Origin of the sequence: Flavobacterium hibisci, assembly GCF_020026925.1 — a bacterium.
Classification (GTDB): Bacteria; Bacteroidota; Bacteroidia; order Flavobacteriales; family Flavobacteriaceae; genus Flavobacterium; species Flavobacterium hibisci.
On sequence record NZ_JAIQDW010000001.1, the window covers coordinates 140,950 to 166,276 of the forward strand.

16 protein-coding genes are annotated in these 25,327 nt (G+C 34.9%); 13 read left to right on the plus strand and 3 right to left on the minus strand.

Going from position 1 to position 25,327, the window contains the following annotated elements; genetic code table 11:
* Positions 1 to 309: 309 nt before the first annotated feature.
* The 3 genes from K8B81_RS00490 to K8B81_RS00500 all read right to left on the minus strand — a co-directional run bounded on the left by K8B81_RS00490 (position 310) and on the right by K8B81_RS00500 (position 5,775).
* A complete protein-coding gene (locus tag K8B81_RS00490; RefSeq protein ID WP_223678146.1) occupies positions 310 to 1,338 on the minus strand; it encodes a methionine synthase in 1,029 nt (342 codons plus the stop codon).
* A 54-nt stretch (positions 1,339 to 1,392) separates the two neighbouring features.
* On the minus strand, positions 1,393 to 2,397 hold the full coding sequence (locus K8B81_RS00495) for a DUF1852 domain-containing protein (RefSeq protein ID WP_223678147.1): 1,005 nt from the start codon (positions 2,395 to 2,397) through the stop codon (positions 1,393 to 1,395).
* Between the two features lie 1,452 nt (positions 2,398 to 3,849).
* Positions 3,850 to 5,775, minus strand: coding sequence for an RICIN domain-containing protein (locus K8B81_RS00500; RefSeq protein ID WP_223678148.1), 1,926 nt, complete (start codon positions 5,773 to 5,775; stop codon positions 3,850 to 3,852).
* Between the two features lie 928 nt (positions 5,776 to 6,703).
* Between K8B81_RS00500 and K8B81_RS00505 the strand changes: the two genes are divergently transcribed.
* The 13 genes from K8B81_RS00505 to K8B81_RS00560 all read left to right on the plus strand — a co-directional run bounded on the left by K8B81_RS00505 (position 6,704) and on the right by K8B81_RS00560 (position 25,315).
* Positions 6,704 to 8,071 carry a heme-binding protein gene (locus K8B81_RS00505; protein WP_223678149.1) on the plus strand — a complete coding sequence of 456 codons (1,368 nt, stop codon included), beginning with the start codon at positions 6,704 to 6,706 and terminating at the stop codon, positions 8,069 to 8,071.
* Positions 8,072 to 9,874: an alpha-keto acid decarboxylase family protein gene (locus K8B81_RS00510; RefSeq protein ID WP_223678150.1), complete on the plus strand. Its 1,803-nt coding sequence runs from the start codon at positions 8,072 to 8,074 to the stop codon at positions 9,872 to 9,874.
* A gap of 43 nt (positions 9,875 to 9,917) precedes the next feature.
* Positions 9,918 to 11,912, plus strand: a complete 1,995-nt coding sequence (locus tag K8B81_RS00515) for a flavin monoamine oxidase family protein (RefSeq protein WP_223678151.1) — start codon at positions 9,918 to 9,920, stop codon at positions 11,910 to 11,912.
* A 20-nt stretch (positions 11,913 to 11,932) separates the two neighbouring features.
* Positions 11,933 to 13,447 carry a ferritin-like protein gene (locus K8B81_RS00520; protein ID WP_223678152.1) on the plus strand — a complete coding sequence of 505 codons (1,515 nt, stop codon included), beginning with the start codon at positions 11,933 to 11,935 and terminating at the stop codon, positions 13,445 to 13,447.
* 17 nt (positions 13,448 to 13,464) lie between these two features.
* Complete coding sequence (locus K8B81_RS00525) at positions 13,465 to 14,052, plus strand: hypothetical protein (RefSeq protein WP_223678153.1); 588 nt, start codon at positions 13,465 to 13,467, stop codon at positions 14,050 to 14,052.
* A complete protein-coding gene (locus K8B81_RS20920) occupies positions 14,042 to 14,359 on the plus strand; it encodes a DUF692 domain-containing protein (RefSeq protein ID WP_262902657.1) in 318 nt (105 codons plus the stop codon). The genes K8B81_RS00525 and K8B81_RS20920 overlap by 11 nt, the downstream gene beginning before the upstream one ends.
* A complete protein-coding gene (locus tag K8B81_RS00530) occupies positions 14,341 to 14,955 on the plus strand; it encodes a DUF692 domain-containing protein (RefSeq protein ID WP_262902658.1) in 615 nt (204 codons plus the stop codon). The genes K8B81_RS20920 and K8B81_RS00530 overlap by 19 nt, the downstream gene beginning before the upstream one ends.
* 9 nt (positions 14,956 to 14,964) lie before the next feature.
* Positions 14,965 to 15,822 (plus strand): HvfC/BufC N-terminal domain-containing protein, encoded by an 858-nt coding sequence (locus K8B81_RS00535; protein WP_223678154.1) that lies wholly within the window; start codon positions 14,965 to 14,967, stop codon positions 15,820 to 15,822.
* Between the two features lie 571 nt (positions 15,823 to 16,393).
* Positions 16,394 to 16,885 carry an RNA polymerase sigma-70 factor gene (locus K8B81_RS00540; RefSeq protein WP_223678155.1) on the plus strand — a complete coding sequence of 164 codons (492 nt, stop codon included), beginning with the start codon at positions 16,394 to 16,396 and terminating at the stop codon, positions 16,883 to 16,885.
* A 99-nt stretch (positions 16,886 to 16,984) separates the two neighbouring features.
* Positions 16,985 to 18,178 (plus strand): FecR family protein, encoded by a 1,194-nt coding sequence (locus K8B81_RS00545; protein WP_223678156.1) that lies wholly within the window; start codon positions 16,985 to 16,987, stop codon positions 18,176 to 18,178.
* Between the two features lie 100 nt (positions 18,179 to 18,278).
* Positions 18,279 to 21,860, plus strand: coding sequence for a SusC/RagA family TonB-linked outer membrane protein (locus K8B81_RS00550; RefSeq protein WP_223678157.1), 3,582 nt, complete (start codon positions 18,279 to 18,281; stop codon positions 21,858 to 21,860).
* Between the two features lie 10 nt (positions 21,861 to 21,870).
* Complete coding sequence (locus K8B81_RS00555; RefSeq protein ID WP_223678158.1) at positions 21,871 to 23,268, plus strand: RagB/SusD family nutrient uptake outer membrane protein; 1,398 nt, start codon at positions 21,871 to 21,873, stop codon at positions 23,266 to 23,268.
* Positions 23,269 to 23,320: 52 nt separating this feature from the next.
* Positions 23,321 to 25,315, plus strand: coding sequence for a TlpA family protein disulfide reductase (locus K8B81_RS00560; RefSeq protein ID WP_223678159.1), 1,995 nt, complete (start codon positions 23,321 to 23,323; stop codon positions 25,313 to 25,315).
* Positions 25,316 to 25,327 lie beyond the last annotated feature (12 nt).

Below are 25,327 nucleotides of genomic sequence, written 5' to 3' on the forward strand. Positions count from 1 at the left end.
AAATTTGCGAATTTGCGGTGGATTTTTACTTTTCAGCCTTGCAGACTTTAAGTCTGCCAACCAAACTATGGACTTTAAGTCCGTAGTGGTTTATTCTTTTTGGATAAAGAATTCCGAATGCGGAGGTTAAGCTTGCTGGTACTTTTATTTCCTGTGTCCACAGAATAGAGATTTCTTGACACTTGATTGAAGTTCTTTGTATGAATATGTTTGAAGAAGCAATAGTCTCTAAAATTATTTGACCGTCTGCAGAGTCGCTACGCTAAACTCTACAAACGGTCAAACAAGAATCCTATTTATAAATTGGAACTACATCCCAAATTCCTTGCGTATAATTTCTGCTCCTGCGCTTAAAGCGCTTAATTTACCTCTTGCCACATTTCGGGACAAAGGAGCCATACCGCAGTTTGTCGAAGGATAAAGATTTTCTATAGCTACAAACTCAAGAGTTTTACGCAGGGTATCAGCAACTTCTTCTGGTGTTTCGATAGTGTTGTTTGCCACATCAATTGCACCGACCATTACTTTTTTGCCGCGAACCAGTTCAATTAAATTAAAAGGCACGCGCGAGTTATGGCATTCTAATGACACAATATCAATTTTAGATTTTTGAATTTTAGGAAAAATTTCCTCGTATTGACGCCATTCTGAACCCAAGGTCTTTTTCCAGTCATTATTAGCTTGTATTCCGTAACCGTAGCAAATATGCACTGCAGTTTCGCACTTTAAACCTTCAATGGCTCTTTCTAATGCTGCCATTCCCCAATCGTTTACTTCATCAAAGAACACATTAAATGCCGGTTCATCAAACTGGATAATGTTTACACCTGCATCCTGTAGTTCTCTTGCTTCTTCATTAAGCAATTTCGCAAATTCCCATGCCAGTTTTTCCCGGCTTTTATAATGGTCATCGTATAAGGTATCTACCATTGTCATCGGACCAGGCAATGCCCATTTTATTGGTTTATCTGTCAGTTTACGTAAAAATTTAACATCTTCAACAAAAACTGCTTTTTGACGTGCAACTTCACCCACAACAACAGGAACACTTGCATCGTAACGGTCACGAATTTTTACAATTTTACGATTTTCAAAATCTACACCGCTTAAATGTTCGATAAAAGTGGTTACAAAATGCTGACGCGTCTGCTCACCATCACTAATTATATCCACGCCCGCCAATTGCTGTTCGTGCAAAGAAATGCGCAAAGCATCTTGTTTTCCTTCAATTAACTGATCCCCTTCTAATTTCCAGGGTGACCAAAGTTTCTCGGGTGGTGCCAGCCAGGCAGGTTTGGGTAAACTTCCAACAATTGAAGTAGGTACTAATTTATTCATATTAAAATAATTTTTTTTATTCATAATAAAATAATTTTTAATGTGTTGTATTAATTAAAGATCAAAATGGGCAGACCATTGTTCTAAGACACTTTTGTAAGGTTTAATAAAATGCTCTTCTGCATATTTACCCTGTTCAACAGCCAGTCGGCTTCGCTCTTCCCGGTCATAATCAACGCGGGTGAGTGAATAATCTTCATGTTTAAGAGTAGGTTGATATATTTTCCCGGCCGCTGAATTTGCATTGTAAATTTCAGGGCGATAAATCTTCTGGAAAGTCTCCATCGTGCTGATTGAGCTGATAAGTCCAAGATCAGTATAATCAGCAAGCAGATCTCCGGAATGATAAAAAGCCATTGGCGCCACACTATTCGGAGGCATGAAAAAACGAACTTTTAAGCCCATTTTAGAGAAATATTCATCAGTGATAGAATACTGATCCTGCAGATACTCAAAACCCAGAACTGGATGTTGATGCTCAGTACGAGTATACGTTTTGTTGCTCGATACACTTAGACAAATTATAGGTGACATTTTAAAATGCTCTTTATAAGTGGCTGAATTCACAAAGCATTTGTAAAGTTTTCCGTGCAGATCACCAAAATTTTCAGGAATACAAAAATCAGGTTTGTTTTTATTGAACTCAATCAATAAAATACTGAAATCATAATCACGAACATAAGAAGAAAAATTATTTCCGGCGACACCTTCGATACGCTGGTTAGTCTTACGGTCAAAAATATTGGTTTTTAAAACTTCAATCAACGGCAAATTGTTACTACCATTCTTGTCATCAATACTCATCGTTACTGTGATGATTTCAAGTTCTACAAGGTAACGATCAGCTTTAGGATTATCCAAATGAGCCAAGGCATTGAATCGATTGTTAATCATTTTTAAAGCATTGCGTAAGTTTTGCTGACGATTAGCTCCTCTGGCCAGGTTTGCAAAATTGGTTGTCAGACGCGTTTGGCTTGAGGGGTGATAGTTTTCATCTAAACAAGTGCTTTCGAGCTTGAATGAGAAATCAGACTTGATTGTATTAACTGTGTTTTCCATATCTTTCTTTTCGTTTATTCCTGAATCTGCTAATATGATCGCTTTTATAAATTGGCTGTAGTTATTTTTACTGCAAATTTTAAAATAAAAGATTAATAATTCAATTTTAAATAATAAATAAGGTAATTAAACTAAAAATGTTAAATAAATAAGATTAATAATCTTTTTTGTAATATTATAATGAATAAAAACAGATAATTTCTCTTTATAGGCTTAGATAGGATTGATTTAAGCTCCGATTATCAATTGAATTTGTTGTTGTTTAAAGGCTTGAAAGAGGCACGTTTTTTAGAAAAAACGCAAAATGATGCTAGAGCTTGAAAAAAACATAAATCTTCATATTTCATTGTCCCAAAATGAAATGAAATCATTTTGCAATTTATTTCAGCATAAAACCATGAAATAAGAAGTTATTTACTTCGTGAAGTGGAAATCTTCCGCTTTGAAGGTTTTGGTATAGAGGCGCTTTTGAGTTTTTTCATATCGATCAAAATAGGGTTTAACAAATTCTTTATTTTGCATGCGAAAATTGTTGGATAACTTATATTGACAGCTTTTCCAATGAAATACCGTCACAGCTGTTTATTGAAGCTCTGGAAGACCGTGGAATATTAGTTATATCTAAAAGAGACAAAGAGTTTGCTTATTCCAATCTGCCTCAGATTGAGAAACTCTTTCGTGTTATGACACAAAAAAAACATGTCGCAATGCAGCGCAGAATGATTGATAATCTGAGTAAAACAGCAGAAGCACATTATATAGAATTTTCACAAAAATACCTGTAGCTTATACAGCGTATTTCGAACATTCAAATAGCGGTTTATCTGGGCATAATCAATGTGTTTCTAAGTAATATACGCCGGAAAATGGCTTTAAGAAAAGAATATTGATAAGTGTTTTTTTAAACTACTTTAATGTTTTAAGGTACTTTCTGATGAATCTTTGCATTATAAATAATCATTAAAATAAAAAATTAATATATGGGATGGATCCTCTCTGTGACTGGTGTTATGGTAAATTCTTCCTGCAGGAATGTGGGCAGGTGAAAATGTTCGAAAACAGACTAAACATATTGCAGCTTACATCAAAAAGCATGATCCACAGATTCAGCAGTTTACAGGAGTATCTGGAAAATCTTATTTTATTTTGGAAAACTGCATTCAAAAGGATTTGTTACAAATTCTAGTACGCTTTAATATTTAACCCTTATTTAATCCAGTAAGGGTTAAAATTTATACAGGACACTAAATAATAATTTTACTAATCTTAAGAGCCTGTTTAAATTTTATCTAATTGCTTTTTACGGCTTATTTTCCGCTATATTTCGTTAAATTTACTCAAAAATGAGTCTATTATTATTTCAAAATTTGCCTCATCTATCGAAAAATAATCTCATAAAAATATTTAAATTTTAAACAGGCTCTAAAAAATTATATCTATTAGTTTAATAGACTATTCAATTAATATTTTTTTGGTAGTTGTACCTGAATTTTGATATATCGTCACAAAATATAAACCCTTTGTAAGCTTTGCTCTAATGAGTTCACTAGTATTAGATTTTAGATTTTTTGTTTCGTATAATTGCTCGCCATTAACTGAGTAAAGTGCTAAAGAATAATTTTCGTCTGATTGTGAAGATAAATAGATGTTAAACTCTCCTCCCGTAGCTGGATTAGGATATATTTTGACATTCGTGTCAATTTCTATATTATCTGTTGCGGTATTTTTCTCAATTGCAGTTTTTGCAGTAGTAGTTCCTACTTTATTGAACTTAAATAATTGACATGAAGTTCCGTAATATTCCCAAAGCTGGAGATTTGATGTACCGTCCATATTACAATTCGATATATCCCAGCTTTTTGATGTGTTAACGGCCGATTTTATACTATAATAACCATTGCCAACATCCGTTACCAGCCATTTTTGAGCATCATTACTATAACTATCCCAAAGTCTTATCGATTTACCATTCGTTGGGTCTGCACTCTCAAGATCTATTACACGTCCTGTTGGACTCGCGTTTGATTTAAAACGCCAATAGCCGTTACCTGCATCAACAGCAATCCATTGCTGTGCTGTTGCTCCTGATTTATCCCAAGGACGAATTACAGTACCATTTGCATTAGTCCCATATTTAAGATCCAGAACTTTATTTGAGTTTGTTTTAAATTCAATTTCATAAACAGCATTGTTTATTAGAGTGTTGCAACTTTGCGAGGGTATATTATTGTTTGCATATTCAGAGAACCATTGCTTGACTGGCGCAGCGCAAGATTCCCAACTGTTATTGAAAGCGGTTGTAACATTATAGGGATCTGCGTTTGTTATCAATCCTTCAGGAGCAAGTAAATTCCAACTGCAATTTCCTGTGGCATCAATCCTGCCTTTCAAATTCAGACCAAAACCGCTTGTTGTTCCCTGGCCCCATGTTTGATCGCCAGAAGGAGACCAATCTGTTTCGGTTATCATAATAGGTGCTATATTAGCAATCGGTTGTACATTAGCATTCCAGGCATTATTAAAACTGGTGGCATTTTCTGCATTTGCCCCCCAATATCCTGGATAAACATGCACAGCATAGCCTATATTTCCTCCTGTTATTAAATGATTTGGATATCCTTGGTAATGAGACTGATATCCTGTTCCTGGTATCCAGCAAACATTATTGGCACCAGTAGCTCTAATTCTATTTACTAAATCCTGGAAGAAATTATGTAAAGCGGCAAAATGCTCATCGCCAGTAGCCCCCCAATTTCCATTTGTTCCGAGTATTTGTATAGGCTCATTGGCTAATTCAAACATAACATTATCTACATTCTTTAAATTTGGATGGTTTGATAAATACTGCCATACAGTTCTTAAGTAATTATGGTAGTTGTCTCCAAAGGCAATTCGGTCAGGACATACTCCTGGAGGACGAAGTACAACATAGAGGCCTCTGCTTCTGGCATGATTAATTAAAGGAATTATAACCTGATCTACATAAGTTACCAGTCTATTGTAATTAAAACATGAAATGTTGTTTTCGCCTGCAGAACAGCCAGGTGTATTGGTCCAGTAAGGATCAATATGCAGTCTTATATAATTTAATTTCCATCCGTTATTTGTGTTTGTGAGTGCATCCATAACAGCATTATTATAATTTAGACAACCCTGGACATTATAATTGTCCCAACGGCATTGATTATACGAGCAGCCATTAAACCAGGGACTGGGTGTTATGGCAACACCGTGGAGTAAAACATTTTTTCCACAGGGATCCTTTAAATTTTTGCCTTCAATATGCAGGGGAGGTAATGGCATTCCCGGCCATGCAAATAATTCCATTAGAGGAATAAACACTAAAAATAGAAAAAGTAATTTTCGAAATCTTTTCATAACTTATGGTTTTAATAGTTAGTAAATAACCTCATGATAAGTAGGTTTTTACTGCTAATTTAACGATAAATATTTTTAAAAAACAACCGATTGTTTTATTTTTTTAAGAAAATTCCTTTATAATTTTTAGAAACTGTTTCCGGAAGTAATTAGATAAGAATAAAAAACCAACTAAATGATAGATAACGCCATTGTTATCGTAAAAAAAACTTGATTGGAGATGCATTAATCGTAGTTCTAATTTTAGTTTTATTTCTTGGAAATCTCATGTTTAAAAGAGCTAAATGAGAATTTTGAGTTGGCAGGGCATTTAAGTTTAGAGTAAAAAAAATCCCGAAATTTATTTCAGGATTTTTTACTTGGAATAGCAGGATTCGAACCTAAGAGGTGCAACCCGCATATTTACTGCATTTTTATTTTTTAAAAGCTAGAGTGCCACTATTCCCACACGAAAATTGTGAGGTTTTGAACGTTTTAATCGCTTAGATTAAGATATGTTTCTTTCAATGATTTAATTTCAAAAATACGGGTTTTATTTAACTAGTGAAAATGTTCTTAATCTTTAAGCGTAAGTTTTGGTAAAACTTTTGGAGCGGAAAAAAGTTTGAAGGCCAAATCAATTTGTTAATGATTATTTTCAATGTTTTAACATGTGAATTTTAATTGCCTCTCCGTTTTTTTTGCATATCTATTCTTTTCGGATTTATACAGAAGCGTTTATTAAATATATAACGAAATAATCTTATGCTTTTGTTTCGGTCTCTCATGGATAAAAATCCCGTATTCATGCCTTTTTTTTAATTTGAAATATGGAGTCCTAGTAATTTTATTAAAGAAATGAGATAAGATGCATGCGCCAATTTGCTTCAGAATCACTTTCCTAAACAAGACGTAACTAACCTGAAAAGGATCAAAAACACATAACAAAATGGAAAATTCAAACGGTTTACAACAGCAAACGTGCCCGTATCAGGCTCAACAAGCAGCTGCCGCAGTGACGACAGCACCAGCGGTAATTCCAGATATTACAACTCCGCTTGTATCAACAACAAACCAGCCGCCGGTTATTGGTACATCTAATCTCGGACTTTTAAATAGTTTTCTTGGTACCTGGAATAGTCCTACTGGAGCAAATGCTACAGGTTACAATGTGATGCCTTTACCCCAAACCGATGCTCCAAATGGTTACATCACTAAAAACTTTCCTTATTTCGAAGAAATCTCATTTTCCGCTATAGCCGGCGGGGCACCAAATAGGGAAGGGCAATATACACAGGCAAGCAGTGTATTGTTTTATGAACAAAGAGTTTACATAGCAAATAACGCCGATCCAAATGGAGTACAGCCTATTCAAAATACTTTAATTCATGCCGAAAATGGCACCTGGCTTTATCACGTAATACAAAACCAGGTTGAAGGTCCTTATGGTCCAGGTTTTGTTCCGGATTCAAATCCAATTCCAGTACAAAATCCGGCAACTCAGTATAACAAACAAATTTCGGTTCCTCATGGAGTTTCCGTTTTAATGACGGGAGGCCCAGTTGCTTCCGGAACAGGAAATCCCGTTTTTCCAACCGCAGACAGAACAAAATTACCCTTTACAGACCCTACAATAATTGATCCGTCAACTTATTTAACACAACAATTGAATACATTGAACAATCAGGGAATAACGGTTGACAGCTACTCAAGTATTACAATAAGTACTAGTAATGAAGGTGGTGCGGTAAGCAATATAAATTTTGAAAATTCTTTTGGGAAAGTGCTTTCAATGAACACCACCTGGTATGTTGAAAATTTAAGTAACGGAACGACTCAGTTACAATACATTCAAAATATTGTTTTACAATTTGTGATTAACGGTATGCCAACTCAGTTTTTACATATTGATGCGAATACACTGCAGCTGGTAGAAACTTTTGTTCCGGTTAATGCAAATCAGGCATGGCAAAATACGGGAATTGCAGTACAGCCAGGTAATACAATAACAATTAGTTACGAATCGGGTCTATGGACAGCAGATCCTCAAACCAATAATGGTAACCTGTATGATGCAAACGGATGTCCAGGCATTATTGTTACGCAATCAGGATATCCTATTCAAAATGTAAATATGGGATCACTTATAGGACAAGTTGGAAATAATGCTCCATTTTTTATCGGAAATGGACCCGTAACAACTCCTTCTGGTCAAAGCGGACCATTGAAACTGTGTATCAACGATGATTTAAATGCTGAATACGGAGCCGGATTAGCCGATAATATTGGCATTCTGCAAGTTCGTATTAAAATTTAAATGACTAACATAAATCTCTTCAGAAAGCAAGCTGAAGAGATTTATGGCTATAAACAAAACACTCCTAGTTATAATAACCAAAAAATGAAACCTACAAAAGAATTTACTGTTGCAGATTATCTGCTTACCCGACTCAAACAATTAAATGTTACCGAGGTTTTTCAAATTCCGGGGGACTATGTAAAACATTTTACACAAGCTCTGGAATACTTTGATGGAATTAAAACCATTGGAACTTCAAACGAATTAGACGCTTCTTATGCGGCAGATGCTTACGCACGTACCAGAGGTTTAGCAGCGGTATCTTTACAATATGGAGTAAGTACTTTTAGTGCATTAAATGCTATTGCGGGAGCTTATGTAGAGCGCAGCCCTGTTGTTGTAATTAGTGCCACACCCGGAGCCGATGCACGACAAATTGGGAGTATGTACAATGTACTTTACCATCATTCTACAGGAAATCTCAATGCAGATCAGGAAGTTTATGAAAGAGTAACTGTTGCTGCCGAGACCCTGAGCACTTCTGCAGATGCTCCTGAAAAAATCGATAAATTACTTATTGCAGCGCTTACACATCAAAGACCTGTTTATATAGCATGTTATAAAGAAGTATGGGGCGAACCTTGTCCTAAACCTTCCAGTAAAAAACTAGAACCTGAAATCATAAAAAGTAAACCAACAGCACTTGAAAATGCTGTTTCTCAGGCTTGGTCTCAAATTAGTCAGTCCAAAACACCTATAATTTTTGCAGGTGTTGAGCTTTTGCGACATAAACTAACCAGGCAATTAGAAGAACTTATTAAAGCGAGCGGAATGTTGTACACTACAACTTCACTTGGAAAAACGGTTCTGGATGAGAAAGGCGATAAATTTATCGGAACCTATTCTGATCAGGCTTCAATACCCGAAGTTATAAAAGTAGTCGAAGCTTCAGACTGTATTTTGTCTTTAGGAACTATTATTACCGATGATTATTTATGGCTGGTAGAAAATAAATTTTCGGATATGATTCAGGTAACGACTCAGGAAACGAGAGTTGGTTATTTTACTTATTCGGGAGTAACCTTAAAAGACTTTATCGAAGCCTTAACAGAACGATTTAAAAAAGCTTCAGGATATCCTTTAAAAGCAATTGCTCCGGCTCAGCCAAAATTCCCGGAACCATGGCGATCTAACTCAGATCCCAAATATGATTTAACTCCTGAAGTAATAACATTTAACCGCTTTTTTGAGCATGCAACATCTTTTCTGAAAAAAGAAAAAATACTGGATGATATTGTAATGACTTTTGGTGTAAGCTCGTCAATGTATGTCGCTACCAATATTTACGGATTATCTCAAAACGCCTATATTTCTTCGGCTGCGTGGCAGTGTATTGGTTTTGAAACCGGTGCTGCTTCGGGAGCCCAACTTGGAAGCGGTAAACAAGCATGGACTGTGGCTGGTGACGGTGGTTTTATGATGATCGCACAATCACTTTCGACCCTTGTAAAATATAACATCAACTCTGTAATCTTTGTGATGAGCAATGGAGTATATGCAATTGAACAGGTTTATGTAGATATGGATTCGTTTAAAGCAGGACCGGATTATAAATTTGACGAATTTGATATTCTTCCAAAATGGGATTATCAGGCTCTTGCCAAAGCATTTGGAGCAAACAGTTACCGTGCTGAAACTGTTTCGGAGTTAGATGAAGTATTGCTGAAACTTAAGAAAAAAACAAATCTTCCAACTCTGGTAGAAATTGTAATTCCTCAAAAAGATCTGGCACAGCAAATGGCAAGATTGGGAAATGAATAAAACCATTATCTATAACTACTAAAAAATCTAAAAACATACGATCATGAGCAAAAAAACATACTCTATTTTTGGAGCAGGTGCAGCCGGACTCTATACGGCGTGGAGATTACTTGATGGTAAATCTAAACTCAGCAAAAACGAAAAAATGCTCATTAAGGGCGATGTATTAGAACTCTACGACTGGGGAAAATACGATTTTTCTAAAAAAAATCCGGGAACGAGACAACCAGGCGCACGTGTCTGTACATGGCATTATAAAGATGATAAAGACAATTCGTACCTTGAATTAGGAGGCATGAGGTATTTATATTGGGATGGCACTCCCCAGGGGCCGGGACATCGTTTAGTAACTAAAACTATAGAAGAATTGGATTTAAAGAAAGATTCAGTCCCGTTTAATGAGTCAGCAGACCCATTGATGTCTTTGCGTTCTAAAAACATGTATATCTCAGATATCAATTCTAACCAGCCAGCTCCATATTTCGCAAACAATTACGCTCAGGATGCTCCGCCAGATGATGGTTTTACAACGATACAATCTGTAGCGATCACTCAAACATCTGGCCCGACTACCCGAAGAGAGTGGTGCAAATTTTATGAAGAAGGAAGAATCAATATTGACATGCCTGATAGTTCTATCTACCAAAAAGGAGATTTACTAAAAGAAATTGGATATTGGAACCTGGGTTATAACATGCTTGACCAGGAAGGATTTAGCTATTTGTCTGATGGGAATGGCTATAGTTCAAACGTAGTAAACAGTAACAGCGCCCAGTCATTTAATGTGAATGATGAATTTCTTCCGGGAACGGAATACAAAACTTTAATAAAAGGATATTCGAGCTTATTTGATTCCTTATTTGAAGAAGTTGAAAAACTGGCAAAACAAAAAGGAATTACGCTAAATTATCATCCAAACATTAGATTGCGTTCTATTGTGCACACCAAATCAGGAGTAAATTTTACAACTGCAACACGCAAAGATCCAGACACACTTGCAGAAAGAAAAAAATGTGATGCAGCATTTCTTGCGATGCCAAGAGCAGCAATTGACTTAGTGGCGCAGGCAAGTCGATACAGTGATGATGAAGGAACAGATGTATTAAATCACGAAAAAGTACAGCTGTATTTAGAGTCTGTATTAATGGAACCGTCATACAAAATAGGTATGTTTTTCGATACACCCTGGTGGAGAACAACTGAGGCTGGAAGCCCGACTTATCCAGCTAAACTAACAAGTTATTTCTTAACACAGGAAGGAATTGAGAAATTAAAAAAAGAGAATTTCCCATCTAAATATCTTAAAGAAATAGAAAAGGCTAAAAATCCGGTTATTATAGCCAATACCTTTAATGACAAAGCCAGTTTTATAGCTGCTGTAGAAAACGCAATTCAGGAACGTTTAACTTTTAAAGAAGAAAAACAAATTGCGCAGATTGCTGAATTAGATACTATTGGCCCAAGTATTACCGATATGCCGATTCGACAAGTAGTTTATTTTGGGGATAATGCCAGAGACGGAAAAGGAAAAAAAGTATACGGTATTTTAGCCAGTTATGATGATATTCAATATTCAACATTCTGGAAACCTTTAGAACTTGGACCAAATGCCACGCGTGAAATACCTGAATCCAGAGACTGCCAGCCGCTTGAAGGGCCAAGAGAAGCTACTCCTGTAATGGTGAAAATGCTTCGTTCACAACTAGCATCACTGCATTTTGGACCTCAGGCTGATTATTCATATGTACCTGAACCTTTAGAAACGAGATATATGGACTGGTCTCTTCCTCCATTTAATGCAGGATATCATGCCTATAAATCGCATTATAATTTAGGTGATGTACAAAGAAAAATTAGAAAACCATCACAGCTTGTTCCAAACACAGACTGCGAAATTTTTATTGTAGGAGAAACCTATTCAAACGATCAGGCTTGGGTAGAAGGTGCATTTTGTACTGCCGAATCTGTGCTGAATGATTTTTTTGGTATTGAACCTATTATTGACGAAAAATACTATCCATTTATCAGTCCTGAGTAATCTATTTTAACCAAAAACAAATGAAAACAAAAAAACTATTTACATTTTCTACTTCGGTAACAAAGGAGAATATCAAAGACGTAATGCAACAGGCAATTGCGCTGGAGCTAGCGACTATTCCAACGTACTTATCGACCTATTATTCCATAAACAGAGCCCAGGATCAGGATAAACTGTATGCTAAACTTCATGCACAGCTTTCACAATCGGGAGAACGCACAGCTGCCGAAATCGATGAACTGGCACAAGAACTGAAGGTTGATATATTAGTTTATTCTAATAAATCGGCTGCCTTAATTATGAGCGTTGTTATCGAAGAGATGCTGCATCTGGCACTTTCATGCAATGTGAAACAAGCAGTTTGCCAGACAGCGCCTGATTTGATGGGAATTGGAAAAGTATTATCTTTTCCAACACAATTAGACGGACATATTCCTGAATTTCAAATTAATGCAGCAAAATTGTCATTGAAGCAACTGACTACATTTTTACAAATTGAAAGCCCTGAACCGTTTAAAGATCCTTATGCAAATGACCAATTATTGGATACGGTTGAATATCAAACGATAGGACGTTTATATCAAATGATTATCAAATGTATCAGAGAGGATTTTCCGGGACCTTATGATTATAGGCCTCAATTGCTTCCTCCGGATAACCCCAATCGCCCGAGACCTTATTATTCTCAAAATTCAATGAATACGGTACATTATGACAGAGAGCACAATCCTCAATTTGCCAATACAGATGATAATGAAGGACTTGTAGGCGTACACGACGCTCACTCTGCAATTGAAGCTATAGAGCGCATCATTGATCAGGGAGAAGGAAAAAGTAAATACAAGCAGCACACCTTAATTTGGGGTGAAAATAAAATGCCGGTTCCAATGGATATTGTTGATGGCAAAGTAGTTTTTTGGGAAGGTGATTATGATGATTCTGGAAAAGAACCAGCTCATTTTGCCAAATTTCTTGAAGCCTATACGCTTGGCGGGCATTATCAGCAAAAGTTTCGCAACATTCAGGGGCTGGATGATTTCTTTAGCTATTTTGTATATGATACCGATGCCAATCCCAAAACATCAGATTACACAGCTTCGGGAAATCAGGCATTGTCATTATGTTCACAATTAGGTAATGCCGTTTTTGCTTATATCCTTTTAATGATAGAAGCGTGTTATTATAAAGACGAAAGTACACAATATGATTTATTCATTTTTGGTATTCATAAATCAATGATCTGGCTTTTGAGCGGTGTGGGTAATCAAATCAATCAATATACCTATACGAAAGGCAATCAGGCTTATAAAGGCGCTTTAACATTCGAACCTTTTTCATTTGAACAAAGTTTCTTAAGACCAAAAGCACAAATCATGAATCTGGTTGATCAATTGGCTAAAGCTGATCCTGTTAATTGGGGCTGGGCTATTAAAAGCGAAAATTATTTTCCGTCTTTACCAGACGTTGGACTGGATTACAGCATAGAAGCCGATATTCCTAAAGTACCAGGTACACCTTATAGACACAATCATTAATTTAAAAAATATACAACATGTCAGAATTAATAACTAAAGAACTTCATGTATGCATGGGGCTTAATTCATGCAAAAATGCGGGATATTCAGGAAATAATGATTGTGCAGGCCAAGGCGACTGCTCAACAGCAGTTGGGCATCCATGCCACACCTTAAACGCCTGTAAAGGACAAGGAGGCTGCGGAATTTTTGGAACCACTGAAGAACTTTGTCATCCGGGAGAAAATGATTGCCGTTATCAGGGTAGCTGCGGTGTTCCCATTTTATCTTCTCGTTTTATGGCGCAAGGACCTAATAAAGGGCTTAGTGTTTGGCAATTGGCAAGAATACGCTTTGAAGAAAAAAGAAAAGAAAATGGAGAATCCTTTGGCGAAGCTCCACAAAAATACGGACCAAGCGATGAATATGTAAACTCAATTCGCGGAACTTCAGGTGTAGATTATTCTTCTTGCGGACAAAGCGGTTCGAGATCTTGTTCCTACATTAACAATCCTGCTGAAAGAAAAATTGCGGCAGCGCAAAGAGTATTGAAAATGGAAGAAGAAAGTGCTAAAAAACTACCGGAAAGTCTTTCAAATTGTCAATCAAAAAATAATGGACACTAGACTTGGATTACCCAATTTAGGATTGGGCTTAGGACTCAGAAGCCAGCATTTTGAACATATTCTTGAAAAGAATCCAGCCGTAGATTGGTTCGAGGTAATTTCTGAGAATTTTATGGATTCGCATGGACGTCCAAGATATATTTTACAACAAATAGCAGAAAAATATCCCGTGGTCATGCACGGGGTATCGCTTTCCATAGGAAGTACTGATCCTTTAAATTTTGATTATTTAAAGAGTTTAAAACAACTGGCAAGTGAAGTCAAGCCAGCCTGGATTGGCGATCATTTATGCTGGACGGGAGTTTAACAACTAATTCGCACGATTTGCTTCCGCTTCCGCTAAACGAAGATTCATTAAAACATGTCTGCAACCGAATCAGACAGGTTCAGGATTATTTAGAAAGACCGCTGATTGTAGAAAATCCAAGTACTTACGCAACTTTCAATAATTCGACACTTCCCGAATGGGAGTTTATGCGAATTATGACCGAAGAAACAGGCTGTGGATTGCTCCTGGATGTAAACAATGTATATGTTTCTTCTTTTAATAATGATTTTGACCCTGTAGAATACATCAACGGAATTCCGCATGATAAAATAGTTCAAATGCATTTGGCCGGCCATCAAAATTGTGACAATTACATTATTGATACACACGATAGGGAAGTAAACAGTCAGGTCTGGAAGTTGTTTCAGCAAGCTTATCAATTGGCAGATCAGGCATCAATTTTACTAGAATGGGATGGAAACATTCCGGCTTTTGATGTGTACCATTCTGAATTACTGAAATCAAAACAATATATGGATGCAGCATTTGTTGGAGTCGAAAAAGAAGTTTTTTCCATTGATAAGGAACAAGTTTCAAACCCATTGAATTTATTCGCTGTAGACAAATTTTTATAAACTCCAAAGATGCAGAAAACGGTAAAAATACCACTAAAAGACTTTCAGCAATGGATGCAGCAGCTTTTGCTCGATCCTTATCAGCAAACAGGAGTGAACCACAATGATTTGCTTTTGAATGCAGAAAATGCAGCTTCAATAGAAGACGTAATTTGCCATTCAGAAAAACTTACGGCTCAGGAACATTTAGCCATTTACCAGCGAAGTTACATTGCACGATTGCGAAATTGTATGTCACAGCAGTTTAGTGCATTGGAATATGCTTTAGGAGAAGCGATTTTTTGCGCTTTCGCCGATGATTATCTGGCTTCAAATCCTTCAACTAATTATAATTTGTCTTTTTTAGGAGCCCAATTTGCAGATTATCTGGAAAATAACAGACCCGATGCTAATGAAGATATCAAAGAAGATTGGATTGATTTTATGATTGAACTCGCCAAATTTGAATACGCCATTGGTGTTCTTTTTGATGAAAAAGCAAAAGAAAATTACCAATTAGCAACAATCGATACTCCAGAAGATGAATTAAAATTGGTGCCTGTATGTGCCTTATTTAAGTTTCAGTTTCCTGTTCGAAAGTACTATTCTGATTTCAAAAATGATAAAAATCCCAACCTGCCCCTTCAAAATGAAAGTTATTGTGTGGTTTTACGACACAAATTTAAACTGTCCATTTACGATTTGCATAAAGAGCAGTATGAATTTCTGAGTTTTTTAGAAGAGAATAAGAATATGACTGAGACAAAAGAATGGTTTAATATTCATTATAAAGAGAATACAGTCCAATTCGAACAGGTATGGGGCAGTTGGAAAGAACGCTGGCTGGATGCTCATTTTTTTAGAGTGTCACGAGATTTTGTCAGCTAAATCCTAAAATGGACAGAGAATAAAAAAATAGTATTATTTGAAGAATCGAGATTAACCCATTTCTAAAAAAAAGCCGACAATAAATTAGAAATTAGTGTAGCAAATTCAGTAATAAACACAATAAATTATGTTGAGCTCCCAGAAAAAGAAGGGAAAACCTATTCCTATCCAAAATTGTTACTTTCTCAGATAAACTTGAGCCTTCTCGTTTAAAAAGGTTAAGCTTTTAATAAAAGAGTTTTAGTAATTTTATCTCAAGAAATCTAATTTATCCAAACAAACTCTTAATTTTCATTACGTTCGTTCTTGGAATTCAAACAATCGACAATTGGAAATATTAAGAGTAATTTTACTCAGTATATTTTCCATTTATTAAATCATTTATTATACGGGATTAATTGTAAAATGAATTTAATTCCTACTTTTTTGTTGTTATTGAAGGGTTTTAGTTCTAAATAGTTGGCAAAATGTTAGTTTTGTTGATATATCTTATATATTTGTTGACTTAAACTCAAAGGGAATTAAATCATTAAAAGTAAATATCAAGATTGACGAAACTTACTACAAAGAGTTGTTTTATTCTTTGTATCCACGGCTTGTAAGTTATAGTTTTGGTTTAGTAAAAGATATTTTTATTGCTGAAGAAGTTGTCGAAAATGTGATGTTGCAGCTTTGGGAAAATCGTTTTAAGTTTGAAAAAGTCAACGATGTCAAATCGTATCTGTACACTATAGTCAAAAACGGTTCTGTTGCCGCTCTTAAAAAACAGCAAAAAAGCATCCAGCTCGATGAAACATTTTCAGATGAACCATCAGAATTTGATTTTAATATCCTGCAGGAAGAAGTATATTCGGTTTTAATAGAAGCTTTGAATTCATTGCCTGAAAAATGCAAAGAAGTTTTTGAGCTATCCTGTTTAGAAGGAATGAAATACAAAGATATTGCCGAACAGCTTAATATTTCTGTCAATACAGTAAAGTCTCAGCGCACTCGTGCTATAGAATTATTGAAGGAAAAACTTAAAAATCACTCCGAACTTTTATTTATTTTGCTTTTTCTTTAAAAAAAATCAAAAATCTTTCCACCCATTTTTGGTGTTTCGTACTCTTAGTTATATAACATTTACTTAAACTGTTAATAACCGATACTTAATATCAAAAATATGTCCCAAGGAAAGAAAGAAATCATAATCGCTGCTCTTATAAGAAAAGAACTGCTTACAGGGGAATTATCCATTGAAGAAAATGCTCTTTTGCAGGAATGGCTTTCTGTTCCCGAAAATCAGGAGTATTATCAGAAAGTTATTGATTTAGAAACTTTCAAGTTAAAAGAAACGTTTTATAAAAGTGTCGATACAGAATTGGCTTTTGAAAGAATTAAAGAAAAAATCGGTTCTGAAACTCCAGTAATTTCTCTTTTTAATTATAAAAAAGTACTCAAATACGCAGCTGTAATTTTATTTTTTGCAGGAATCACTTCTGTTTTCTTTTATATTAATAATGATTCTAGTTCGAAGAGCCAAGAAGTTGTAGTAAAAAGTATTGAGCCAAAGTACAACAGTCCTACTTTAGTATTGGCAGATGGAACGGTGGTTTCTTTAGAACCAAAAAAGGAAAAAATTGTTTCTAAAAACGGCGTAATCTCCAATGTAAACCAGGTTTTGGTTTATGATGCCAAAGCACTTAACGGAAAAGTTTCGACAGGAGAAAATATGCTTATTGTTCCGGTTGGCGGTATTTATGCGGTTAGCCTTTCTGATGGCACTAAGGTTTGGTTAAACTCAAAATCTACTTTAAAATATCCTGTCGAGTTTAGCGGAAATACGCGTAAAGTAACTTTAGAAGGAGAAGCTTATTTTGAAGTTAGTAAAAATGATCACAGTCCATTTACAGTGAAAACAAAATCTGGCGATGTTACCGTTTTAGGAACTCATTTTAATGTGAGTGCTTATGAAGAAGACAGAAAATTTGAGACCACACTTGCTGAAGGAAAAGTAAAAGTTTCCGGAACAAATAAAGAAAACCAATCGGTTACTTTGATACCTGGACAACAAGCTCGTCTTCGCAATAATACTTTAAATGTTGCAGCAGTTGATCCATCAGTTTATACGGCCTGGAAAGATGGCAAATTTTATTTCGAAAATGAAAACATGAAAAATATTTTAACTAAAATGGCAAGATGGTACAACTTTAATGTTAAGTTCGAACAAAAGGCTTTAGAGCAGATTAAGTTCACAGGAATCGTTCTAAAAGAGGAACCAATTGACCATTTTCTTGATATTATCAGTAAAACATCCAATGTTAAATATAAAATAACCAAAGCAAACCAAACGTATGAAGTAACCGTAAGTAAGTAAAAAAAGAAAACCGGAAAATATTGCAGTATTTCCCGGCAAGTATTTGTTCAGTCGAAAAAAAGAGTTCGAAATCAATTAACCAACCAAAACATTTAAAAGTATGAAAAAAAAACTATCCGCAAAAGATTGTGGGGTAAAATCCACGCTTTGGGATAAATTTCTTGACCTAATGAAGAAATCCCTAATATTATCAATATTTCTTTTTAATATAGTCGCTTTTGCATATGCGCAAAAAGTTACTATAAACGCAAGAAACCAATCTGTATCTGACGTTTTAAAAACTATTACAAGAAAAACCAGTGTTGAATTTTTCTATAGTGATGACGTTTTTAATGCACAGAGAAGAGTAGATATTTCTGTAAATAAAGCCGATGTTATGGCAGTTATTAAAGAATTGATTGGTGATAATTATAAAGCAGAATTTATAAATAACAAGTTGATTGTTATTGCATTAAATCCAAAAGTAAAACCCATAACTGCTTCCACATTAGAAGAAAACGTAAAAATTAAAGGAGTTGTGACCAATGCAAAAAAAGAATATTTAATTGGTGCAACTGTTTGGGTAAAAGGCACTAAACAGGGAGCAATAACCAATTTTGATGGTTCCTATGAAATTATGGCTAAAAAAGGTGATGTTCTTGTTTTTGAATATTTAGGCTATAAAAAGTTAGAAGTTACAGTGACTGACAGCTTAATTATCAATCCAGTTTTATTAGAAGATGTAAGCAAACTGGATGAAGTGAAAGTGGTTTCTACCGGATATCAAAAAATTGATAAAGAGCGCTCTACAGGTTCTTACGCTGTACTTAGTGCAAAAGAATTGGAAAAAATACCAACAGCAAACGTATTACACAGATTAGAAGGGCAGGTTGCTGGTTTAGAATTAGATTTGCGTGATGCTGATAATACTTTTGTATACTCTAGAAAATTTGGTAGTGGTTCTGAAAAAACAGCTTATAATCTGGCAATTAGAGGAAGATCAACTATAGCATCTAATGATATGCCTTTGGTTGTTTTGGACGGGACGCCAACAGAATTAGACATCAGGACTATTAATCCTAATGATATTGAGAAAATTACCTTTCTCAAAGACGCTGCCGCCGCTTCTATTTATGGAGCAAGAGCAGCAAATGGAGTAATGGTTATTGATACTAAAAAAGGAAAATCTGGACAGACCAGCATTAGTTTTTCTCAAAACTATGGTTTTTCTAATAAACCTTCTTTGTCTAAACTGCCATTAATGAATTCTGCTCAGGTTTTAAATCTGGAACAGGAAATGGTAGATAAAAACCTGGTAACAGATCCTACAACTATTACTTATATGCTCACTTCTCCTGTAAGTCAGGGTATGGACCTGATGTTTCAATACAAACGGGGAGAAATTACAGATGCTCAAAAAAATGCTGGTTTAGCTGTTTTAAGCAATAGAAATACCTACGGACAAGTTGAAAAATACCTGCTTCAGGCATCATCTACACAAAGTCACGATTTGTCTTTTAGAGGTGGACAGAATGATTATTCTTATTTTATGTCTGGATCTTATTCTAAAGAAGAAACACAGTCTAAAGGAAATGATGGTCAGCGTTTGACTTTGCTGTCCAATCAGGATTTTAAATTGTTTAACCGGGTAAAGATGAACACTAGTTTAAGAGGTTCTATTTTTAAATATGGTGATAATGCTTTAGGATTTTCGCCTTTGGGTTCTTCTTTAACTACTTTGCTTCCATATGATCAGATTGTAGATGATAATGGTAATTCTGTAGATTATTACCGTCATTTCTACAGTGGTCAGACTATTGCTTTAGAACAGAAAGGTTATTTACCCTGGACATACAATTATTTGGATGAATTAAATAATAGTAATAAACAGCTAAATGAACTGAATTTTGGTGCTAATATTATGGCAACTGTTCCTTTATTAAAAGGTTTAGACGCTGTTGGAAATTACTCTATCGAACGTTCTGATATGACTAATGAGAATTTGTTCAATGAAGATACATATTATACACGCGACAGAATCAATTCGGCCACTTCAATAAGTAGTAATGGAAGTTTGGTTTACGGAATTCCAAAGGGCGGAATTTATCAGGAGAATAATTTTGGTAAAAATAGTTATACAGTACGCGGACAATTGAATTATGATGGCATCATTGGCGAAGACCATTTAATTAATGCAATGGCAGGTATTGAAGCAAGACAGACAAAAGAAACCTCAGATGGAAGAACCCTTTATGGTTATAATTCCAAAACGCAGACTTCTGTAGATCTTCCTTCTCAAAACTATATTGATGTTAATGGCTATAATTCAAATATTTCATACAGTAATGAACATAAATCTATGCGTAGAAGATTTTTATCTTATTATGCAAATGCAGGATATACTTTCAAAAATAAATATACTTTAACAGGAAGTGCACGTCTGGACGATTATAATAATTTTGGTGTAGATAAAAAATTAAGAAGAACACCATTATGGTCAACAGGAGCAAAATGGAATATTAAAGCAGAGCCTTTCTTAAGCGAAGTAAACGTTGTTAATAGCTTGAATTTCAGAACAAGTTATGGCTTTAACGGAAACATCAATTTGAATACTTTTCCGTTTACCAATATTGGTATAAATAATTTAGATGCGCTTTCTCAACAGCCTTATGCGACTATCAATTCTCCGGCAAACCCAGAATTACGCTGGGAAAAAACAGGAATTTTGAATTTGGCCATAGACTTTGCTATTCTTAATAATAGAATATCAGGTACTTTAGAGTATTACCAAAAAAATAGTAAGGATTTAATTGTAGAATTTCCTACATCTCCATTCTACGGATTAGTTAATGACTATTTAATTCGTAATGCAGCTAACTTCAAATCAAATGGAGTTGATTTAAGTTTAAATGGAACTGTTTTAAAAGCAAAAGATTTTACCTGGAACTCAGGTCTTATAGTCTCTTATAACAAATCTAAAATTACAGACTCACGTTTTACCAGTTATAGCAATTATCTAAACGGTACAGGATCAGCCCCTCCAATTGTGGGGTATCCATTAAATTCGGTATTTGCTTTCAGATCTGCCGGATTAGATGCAAATGGAAGAACTCAGGTTTATGACAAATCAGGTAATATTGTGAGTTATGCAAAAGCGCTTACAGATATTGATGACATGCAATACATGGGAACCAGTGTTCCTTCATACTATGGAAGTTTAAGCCAAACATTTACATACAAGAAATTCTCACTATACATTTTAGCGACATACAAATTTGATTATGTAATGTTTAAGCCAACTTTCGGAAGTTATGTAAGCCGCTACGGATCATTTAGTCAATACGATTTAAGTACAGATATTGATAAAAGATGGAGAAATCCAGGTGACGAAGCCACAACATACGTTCCAGGGGTACAAGGAATGTCTGGTTACAGTTATTCGAGATATGTTTATGGATCAAATCAGGTAGTAGATGGTGATCATATCCGTTTCAGAGAGCTTTCATTAAAATATGATTTGTCAGATCTTATAAAAAGCGGCATGGTGAGAGGGGCTTCGGTTAATTTTACAGCTAGAAATCTTGGGTTTTTCTGGAGAAAAAACAACGAAGGATTAGATCCAGACTTTTTACCATACACAGGAACTACTATGAAACTGCCTGCAATGGCGATGTATTCAATTGGTTTTAATGTTAATTTTTAATTTTTTAAAGATGAAAAAGTATTTAAAATATATTGCTGTTACTGTTTTAGCGCTAACAGCAGCAAGTTGCGATAACTATGTGGACATTCAGACTGAAGGGAAATTAACGCCTGAAGAAACCGAAAACTACAGATATTTGCTAAACAACACCAGAATTTATGATATTACTTATGGACTAATTGATGTTGCTTCAGATGATATCGATCTTCAAAATGAAGTTCAGATAACAGCTTTAAGTTCATCAGCTTTTTATCGCCCTTTTTTAAATTTATACAAATGGTCTGATGCCGTTTTTCTTGAAGGAGATAAAGATAATAATATGGAAATTTTGTATGAAGCTTTATATTATACAAATGTGATTATTACCGAAGTAATGAACAGTAAAAATGGAACACAGGCCGAAAAGCTGGCTATAAAAGGAGAAGCGCAAGTACATCGTGCTTTCATTTATCTGACATTGGTCAATATTTTTGGTAAAGCGTATGATGCAACAACTTCGGCAAGTGATCTTGGAGTGCCGCTTTTAATTACGCCAACAGTTTCTCAGGATATTAGAAGAGCTTCTGTAAAAGAAGTTTATGATTTGATTATTAGTGATTTAAAAGAAGCAACTGCTTCAGGATTAAAACCAGTAAACACAGGAAATAATGTTGCTTTTCCATCACAGGCTTCCGCTTACGCGCTTTTGGCAAGAACTTATTTGTATATGCATAATTACAGCGAAGCTTTGGCAAATGCAGAAAAAGCATTAGCGCTTCAAAATACGCTTATTAATTTAGCAGATTATGAGTTTGCAACTTATCCAAACAAAAGATTAGATCCTGAACTTATTTTATCAAAGTATAATGGTTATACTTCATATGCTTATGTACCAACTATTTTAGGATTAAGTGATGACCTGATTAAAACCTTCGATACAAACGATTTGCGTTATGTGTTATTTACAAAACCATCTACTTTTTTTAACACTGCATACACGAAAGGCAGAGCATACTCAAAAGAAAGGGTAACTGGAGAAAGCAGAAATGCCGGACCAACTGTACCAGAAATGATGCTGATTAAAGCAGAATGTCAGGCTCGCGCAGGATCTGCAGCTTTAGCAATGGAAACAGTTAATGCGCTTAGAGTAAAACGCTTTAGAACAGGACAATATACTGCTTTAACAGCAACAGATAATAAAGACGCTTTAGCAAAAGTTTTGCAGGAAAGAAGAAGGGAACTGATGGGATGCGGAGGATTCAGATGGTTTGATTTGAAACGATTAAATAAAGAACCTGAATTAGCAAGGACAATAACACACAATATTTCCGGTCAGATTATCACGCTGGAACCAAATTCAGACCGCTATCAAATGCAATTTGCTCCAATTTACTTTGATTACGCACCTAATTTAGAACAAAACAACTAAATAAAAAACAGCACGTTCAGATTTTCTGAACGTGCTTAATCAAGAATAAAAAATGAAAATATTAAAACTTGCAGCACTTTTTTTAAGTGTAAGTACGGCTTGCTATGCTCAAAATGAAGCAAAAAGTTTTGTTGTTTCACCAGAAGCACCAAATTCCGGAGATGAAATTACCATTACTTATGATCCTGCCGGAACAGTATTAAAAGATGCGAAACAGGTTTCAGGACGATTATATACACATGGCAATTTCAAATGGAAAATTGCAGATATTTCTTTAAAACCAACAGCCGATAAAAAATGGCAGACTAAAGTTAAATTATCCGATGATGCAGCATTGATTACCTGTGTTTTTATTTCAGACACGCTAATCGATAAAGGTGGGAAAAATACCTATTCATGGATGATTCCGGCTGCAAAAAGCAGCTATTCTGGCTGGGGATTATTAAGGAATGCATCATTTGCAGATCAGCATCCAAACTTTTTAGATCCAGTTTCAAACATTAATGATACGATTAGTTTAATGTGGATTAAGTACGAATTGCAGTATCATCCGGAAAGCCGTAAGGATGTTTTTTATGAAGGTTTAAGACTAACAAAAAGTGTTAAGCCGATAGATATAACAAAACCAATAAAAAACGAATTAAGATTTGTTATTGGAAATAATCTGGATAACGTACAGCAGTATAAAGTTCAAAAATCATTAGATCTTTTAGAACAGCCAGCGAATAAAGCTTTTATAGATTCTGTACAAAAAGTTTTACTAAGTAAATATCCAAATGGGGTCTGGGCTCGTGATTTAGAAATTAAAAAAATATTCACAGAACCAGATTTTAATAAAAAAGTTGCCATGTATAATGTGTTTGAGAAAAATTTTCCTCAAAGTAATTTTCAAGATGTATTTACTGATACAGAAGCACTTTATTATGACAAAATGTACAAAGCAATTGCTTATAATTATATAGTGAAAAACAAAGATTACAATTATGCAATTAGCAATGTTAAAAAAACATCATACGGAATTTTATTAGATTATGCCTGGCATTTGGTATCAATTCCTTTTAACAGAGATCAGGAAGGAAGTGAAAAAACTTCTTTAGAAACATTGAAAAAATATGCTGATATTATCTATCCGGAATTAGAAAACAGAGAAGAATTTGTACCAAAAGAATTTGCACAGCAATTATCATTAAAACAATGGCAGGAACAATGTTTGAGTTTTAGTGCAAGAGAATTCTTTACTTATGCAAAGCTTCAGGAAATTTTCAAAAATTACGATTCAGAAAGAAAATATCTGGATAAAATTAAACCAGTAATGCAGTTTAAAAATGCTTCTTATAACGAAGTATATTCCAGAATGCTTTTAAGAGAAGGAAAAACAGCCGAGGCTAAAAATTATATTTTAGAAGCTGCAAAACAAAACCAGATTACACCGGCAACAATTGCATCTTTAAAAGATTTGTACTTGAAAGAAGGTAAAAAAGAAGCTGATTTCGATGCGTATTTGCATTCTTTAAAAGCAGATAATAACGAGGAGCACAAAAAGAAACTAATTTCAGAATTGATCAATCTTCCAATCGACGGATTTGAGATGGAAAGCAGCCGTGGCGGAAAAGTGAAATTAGCCGATCAAAAAGGTAAAATCGTAGTCTTAGATTTCTGGGCAACCTGGTGCGGGCCTTGTAAAAATGCAATGCCGGGAATGAACATGGCGGTTAATAAATACAAAGCCGATGATAATGTGAAATTCTATTTTGTAGATACTCAGGAATATATTAAAGATTTTAAAGCACAAACTCAGGCTTTCATCAAAGAAAAAGGATTTGATTTTACGATTCTGTATGATGGTAAAAATCCGAAAACTGGAAAATATGATGAAACGTATCAAAAATATGCAAAAGCATTTCATTTCTCTGGAATTCCACAGAAAATGATTATAGACCAAAATGGTAAATTGAGATGGCAGTCAACAGGTTATTTTGGAAGTCCAAGCGAATTGGCGGATGAAATTTCGATTATCATTGAATATTTGAAAGCTGAGAAAAAATAATTTGTTAAAGGT